We start from the raw sequence: 6,264 nt of genomic DNA on the forward strand, positions 1-6,264 counted from the left end.
CTAAGGTCCGACAAAGCAGGACGCTCGAAATTATCACGTGAGGAGGCGCCGTGCCGAAAATCGTCAACTCGTGGAACGAGTGGAGCCGGCTCAAGCGGGTCATCGTCGGAAGGGCCGACGGGACGATGGTTCAGGCACCGGAGCCCGCCACCGTCCGGGATTGGCCGGAGCACGGCTTCCCGAAGGGCACCTACGGTCGCCTCCCCCAGGAGATGGAAGACGCCGCCAACGAGCAGATGGACAACTTCGCCGCACTGCTCGAGAAGCACGATGTCATTGTCGACCGGCCCGAAGTACTGGACTTCTCACAGCAGGTCTCCACCCCCGACTGGAAACAGGACTCGATGTTCGGCGTGATGCCTCCGCGCGACATACTGCTGACCATCGGCAACGAGATACTCGAAGCCACCATGTCGCAGCGCTCCCGGTGGTTCGAGTACCTCGCCTACCGGCCACTCCTGCAGAGTTACTTCGAGCAGGATCCGGAGTTCCGCTGGGAATCTGCTCCAAAGCCGCGCCTCACCGACGCCTCATACGTCGACGGAACGGACTTCTGGGAGTACGCCGAGTCTTTCAGCGACGAAGAACAGATCGAGCGGTTCACCAAGAAGAAGCAGTGGAACCTCACCGAAGCGGAACCGCTCTTCGACGCAGCCGACGTCGGCCGCTTCGGCAAGGACTTGTTCGTCCAGCGGTCCACGGCCACCAACGGCGCGGGAATCGACTGGCTTCGCCGTCACTACCCCGAGCATCGAATTCACGAAGTTCTCTTCTATGAAGCGCACCCGATGCACATCGACGCGACCTTCATTCCTTTGCGGCCCGGCCTTGCCCTCAGCAACCGGCAGCGATACCCGATGACCGACGAAATGCTCCGGTTGTTCGAGATAAACGACTGGCAGATCGTGCCATGCGCCGAACCCGCCCTATCGGAGAAGCCGCCTCTGTGCTTCTGCAGCGTCTGGTTGTCGATGAACACTCTGCTGCTCGACGAGAACACGATCTTCGTGGAGGAGTCAGAGAGAGCTCAGCAGCAACAGTTCTACGAACTCGGTTTCGAGGTGATCCCCGTACCATTCTGGGCGGTCGGACCATTCGGCGGCGGCCTGCACTGCGCAACCGCCGATGTCTATCGGGAAGGCGACCTGGAGGACTACTTCCCCAAGCAGATTCCGGGGTATTGAGCGGTCGGCCATCGGCGAGATACGGAAAGAGAGCAAAATGAGTAGGCGCAAGGTCATCATCATCGGAGCCGCAGGGCGCGACTTCCACAACTTCAACACCCGCTACCGCGACGACGAGTCGGTCGAGGTCGTGGCATTCACCGCCGAGCAGATCCCCGGCATCGACGACCGCACCTACCCTCCCGGACTGGCCGGGCCTCTCTATCCCAACGGAATCCCCATCTACTCCGAGGAGGAACTGCCCCGGCTCATTGCCGAGATGGGCGCAGACGAGTGCGCCTTCTCATACAGCGACATCTCGTACAACCACGTGATGGGCGTCGCCGCCATCGTGCAGGCAGCCGGTGCATCCTTCACGCTCCTGGGACCGGCCGACACCCAGGTCGCGAGCACCAAGCCGGTCATCTCCGTATGCGCGGTCCGCACCGGTTCGGGCAAGAGCCAGACCTCGCGCAAGGTCGTCGAGATGCTCATGGCGAAGGGTCTCAAAGTCGTGGCCGTCCGGCACCCGATGCCCTACGGCGATCTCACCGCTCAGAAGGTTCAACGGTTCGCCGAACTCGCCGACCTCGAGAAGCACGATTGCACAATCGAGGAGATGGAAGAGTACGAGCCGCACATCGTGCGCGGGAACGTCATCTACGCGGGCGTCGACTACGAAGCCATCCTCCGTGCGGCCGAAAACGACCCCAACGGATGTGACGTGATCGTCTGGGACGGAGGCAACAACGACTTCTCGTTCTACAGAGCCGATCTCGCCTTCACCGTCGTCGATCCCCATCGTCCTGGTCACGAGTTGTCCTACTACCCGGGCGAGGTGAGCCTGCGTATGGCCGACGTGGCGATCATCAACAAGATCGACTCTGCAGACCTGGCCGGAATCGAAACCGTGCGAGCGAACATTGCCGAGATCAACCCCAACGCCAGGGTCATCGAGGCAGCTTCGACTGTACGACTCGAAGATCCAAGCATCGTCGGGGGCAAGCGGGTCCTCGTCGTTGAGGACGGTCCGACACTCACCCACGGCGGCATGAAGATCGGCGCCGGCGTTGTCGCAGCCAGGAAACACGGTGCCACCGAGTTCGTCGATCCCCGCCCCTATCTCGTCGGCAAGCTGAAGGAAACGTTCGAGATCTACCCGGAGATCGGCACGATCCTGCCCGCCATGGGATACGGCGAGGAGCAGCTGCGCGACCTCGAAGCAACCATCAACGCAACCGATTGCGATGCGGTCGTCATCGGAACGCCGATCGACCTGGCCCGTATCGTCGACATCAGGAAACCGACGACACGCGTGTTCTACGACCTGCAGGAAATCGGCGAGCCGAATCTGGACGGGATACTCACCGAGTTCGTGACCGAGCACGGGCTCGCGTAGATTCGAACGCGACTTCATTCACGGCTGACACCAGGAGGCAGGTTCGTGGAGATCAGTGAGCTGCGACCACCGTCGGACTTCACCATCAGTCGCTACTACGTCGACCTGGCCGGCCGGTCGGTTCGTTTCGAGCGAGTAGCGTGCGAGGATCTCGAGGATGCGCTCGGCGGTATCGCGCGGGCAACCAAGCTCCTCGAGGACACGGTGGTCGACGATCCCTACGCTCCCTCAGCACCGCTGGTGATGAACCTCGGTCTGCTGAGCGGCACGAGGGTGATGACCGGCCTCCGCACGTTCTTTCACGGTTACTCACCCCTGAAGACGTCACGCTCGGGAGCCCCGGGTCTGATGTGGACGGCCGGTTCCGGACACTTCGGAACGAAGCTGCGGGGCCTGGGCATCGAGGAGGTGGTCTTCACCGGCCGCTGCGACCGGCCGACGATCCTCCACCTCACGCCTTCCTCCGATCCCACCGACCCGCAAGGGCCGGCCGAGTTCACCTTCCTGGATGCCGGTGATCTGGCCGGCAAGCGAGTCAACGCCAAGATCCAGGACCTGCACGGCCGGTATCCGGATGCACACTTCGCGGTGATCGGTCCGGCCGGTGAAAACTACGAGTCCGTCAGATACGCATCGATAGCCCTCTCCACCGACAACCAGCTGAAGACCGGTGACGCCAAACCTCGCTTCTGCGGGCGGGGCGGCTACGGGGGCGTCATGGGATCGAAGAACCTGCTGGGAATCATCGCAGACGGACCCAACCCGAATGCGTCGAGCCGCGGGCTGAAGGAGGTCAATCGGGAGATCAACCTCGGTGACGGGAGCAAGGGATATCGCGACGTCGGAACCTGGCGAATGGTCGGAGTTCTCCATCCCGTCGGCGGGCTCCCCGAGTACAACTTCGCTCCGCCGGGCACCGATGACGGCGGACGGCTGATGCGACCGGCCGTTGAGGAAGGGCCGTACGTCGTCAAAGCAGAGGCCTGCTACCTGTGCGGTATCAAATGCCACAAGAACGTGTACGACGAGGTCGACGGTGAAGCCGGCCGGTTCCGGGCCAAAGTGGACTACGAACCGCTGGCACTTCTGTCGTCCAACCTGGGCCTCTACGACATCGACCAGTCACTGACCTTGATCGACCTCACCGACGAGCTCGGAATGGACTCGATCTCGCTCGGTGGAACCCTCGGCTACGCCATGGAATGGAACAAGCGGCATCCCGACGCACTCATCGCCGGAGGACTCGGCTATGGGGATTTCGACGGAACCATGGCGGCGATCACAGCAATCGGCACCGGCAGAAACGAGGAACTCGGGCAAGGCGTGATGCGCCTCTCTACGAGCAGAGGAGCGACGGGCTTCGCCATGCACTCCAAGGGCGTCGAGTATCCCGCCTATCTGCCGCATACGAACCCGTCCTATCCGTGGGCACTGGCCGGCGGGCACATGTCGATGCGAACCTATCTCCTGGCCGTCGTCGAGCGAGAAACGGATCTCGAATACTGGGTCGATGCCACCGTCAATCGCGGCCCGAAGTTCATTCTCGACGACATAACCGGGCTGTGTAAGTTCTCAATGATCACGCCGGACCTCGAAGCCGAGGCGATCAGACTGGTGACCGGACTCGACGTCGGTGCCGAGCAGCTGACCGCGGCGGTCGATCGCACGTTCCTCAGGGGATATGCCAACGAGCGGGCGCGCGGGTTCACCTTCGACGACTACACGATGCCGGATGAAGCACATCTGCGGATCGAGAACTCGAGCGTGCCCCAGTTCAACACGCCCGAGTTCTTCGAGGAACTGAGATCCCGGGTGATGGAGACCTTGGATCAGAGGGCGACCGCGGCAGGGTTTCTCTGAGGCGCGGGTCGCGGGTCGCGAGTCGCGGGTCGCGAGTTGCGAGTTGCGAGTTGCGAGTTGCGAGTTTCCTACCGGATGAAACCCAGAGATCGGAGATCTCCGGCAATCGTTTCGTCTTCGAGTAGCTCCCTGAGAGCCACCACCGCCGGCCGATCCCACCGGGCCTCAGGGATTGCGAAGTCGAACTGCTCGTCCTGAAGGAAGCGAAACTCCAGCCCGGCGGCTTCGGCCACGGTGTCCAGGGTGACTCCCCAGTCGGCGCGACCCTGCTCGACTGCGGCAGCCACCGCATGGTGAGTCCGGGCTTGATGCAGATAACCCCCGGGGCGCTGACCCTCGAGCAGTCTGTCGATCAACACCCGCGTCCCGCTGCCCGGATTCCGGTTGACCATTCGAGGTGACCCGTCCCGCAGCTTCTGCACCAGTGTTTCGCCCTGGAGTCCGGCGAGCTCCTCGTCGCTCCGTCGAAACACGATGCCCTGCCGCCTCCGGTATCCGCGCAACAGCCGCACGCCGGGCGGGAGAAACGGCTCGTTGTACATGCCGGTTTCCTCGTCCATCAGGTGAATGCCCGCCACGTCGGCCTCGCCTCGACCGACCGCCGTCAACCCTCCGGTAGACCCGACCGGGACCATCTTCACCCTGAAACCGCGCTCGGCGAGCAACCCCAGCAGATGATCGAATCCGATGCAGTGGCTGCCGATGGCGGCCAGGTCGGCCGGCCGAACCTCGGAGTGCAGCAGGTGCACATCGACGATCGCACCCTCCTCCACGTATTCGACGGCGCTCGGGATACGGATGAACCCATCCGCTCTCCCAAAAGCCGTCACGCTCCCCGAACCGGCGCCGAGGGGATACGCAGCAAGTCCGGACGGCCCCTCCACGAGATCGACCAGGCTGTACTCGGTGCGTCCCGACGCGGATGTGAATCGCAAGGGAGCAGTCGCCTTCACGACATCCCGATCCGGAGCCGGGATCCCCGACAGGCGCCGCAGCAACGGCGCCACGAACTCATGGAAAGTGAAGATGGCCGATGTGGGGAACCCGGGTAGCACAACCACCGGAGTCGACGCCACGACGGCGAGCAGAATGGGCTTGCCCGGCTTCAACGCCACACCGTGCACCACCACGCCGGCCGAACCGGGCAACTTCAGTCCCAACCTATCCACCACCGTTGCGTTCAGATCGCCCTCACCCTTGGATGTGCCCCCCGAGAGCAGTACGACGTCTGCCTCCCGGTCGGCCGCCAGCAGGCGGGAGACGGTTCGCTCCAGCAAGACTTCGTCATCCGGGACGATCCCGCACGCCACCGGCTCGCATCCGAGCTCTGCCACGGCGTCCAGCAGAATCCGCTGATTGGAGTCGTAGACCTGGCCGACCTCGAGCGGATCACCCGGCTCCACGATCTCGTCACCGGTGGAGATCACCGCGACACGCGGCCGGACGATCACCTCGATACTGCGGGCACCGACCGCGGCCAGCACCCCCGTTTCCCGGGAGGTGAGTCGTGTTCCGCGTCGCATGACCGTCTCACCCCGCCCGATGTCGGAACCGGCGAAGGTTATGTTTCCTCCGGGAACCGCAGGCCGAACGACACGGATACCCCCGGCGAACGGTTCGGTATGTTCAACCATGAGCACCGCGTCTGCGCCGCGGGGCACGACCCCACCGGTCGCCACCGGGACGGCAACACCGGCCTCCACCTCGAATCCGTCCGGTGGGGCTTGACCGGCCGCCAGCGAAACGTCCGACACCCCGAGGGTGACCGGTGCCAGTTCCTCTGCACCGAAGGTGTCCTCGGCCCGCACCGCGAAGCCGTCGACGTTACTCCGGTCAAAGGCG

At 63.5% G+C, this 6,264-nt stretch carries 4 protein-coding genes; 3 read left to right on the forward strand and 1 reads right to left on the reverse strand.

Annotated elements, in window-relative coordinates:
* Nucleotides 1-50: 50 nt before the first annotated feature.
* The 3 genes from VLT15_01480 to VLT15_01490 are packed head-to-tail and all read left to right on the forward strand — an operon-like array spanning nucleotide 51 to nucleotide 4,422.
* Nucleotides 51-1,184: a serine/threonine protein kinase gene (locus tag VLT15_01480; GenBank protein HSR43885.1), complete on the forward strand. Its 1,134-nt coding sequence runs from the start codon at nucleotides 51-53 to the stop codon at nucleotides 1,182-1,184.
* Between the two features lie 37 nt (nucleotides 1,185-1,221).
* Nucleotides 1,222-2,562, forward strand: coding sequence for a cyclic 2,3-diphosphoglycerate synthase (locus VLT15_01485; protein ID HSR43886.1), 1,341 nt, complete (start codon nucleotides 1,222-1,224; stop codon nucleotides 2,560-2,562).
* Between the two features lie 45 nt (nucleotides 2,563-2,607).
* Nucleotides 2,608-4,422: an aldehyde ferredoxin oxidoreductase C-terminal domain-containing protein gene (locus VLT15_01490; protein ID HSR43887.1), complete on the forward strand. Its 1,815-nt coding sequence runs from the start codon at nucleotides 2,608-2,610 to the stop codon at nucleotides 4,420-4,422.
* A gap of 68 nt (nucleotides 4,423-4,490) precedes the next feature.
* Here VLT15_01490 and VLT15_01495 read toward each other — a convergent pair.
* Nucleotides 4,491-6,264 (reverse strand): molybdopterin biosynthesis protein (locus VLT15_01495; protein ID HSR43888.1); only part of this gene is annotated, 1,774 nt, incomplete at its 5' end.

This window comes from Acidimicrobiia bacterium (genome assembly GCA_035471805.1).
Taxonomy (GTDB): domain Bacteria; phylum Actinomycetota; class Acidimicrobiia; order Spongiisociales; family JAHEDJ01; genus JAHEDJ01.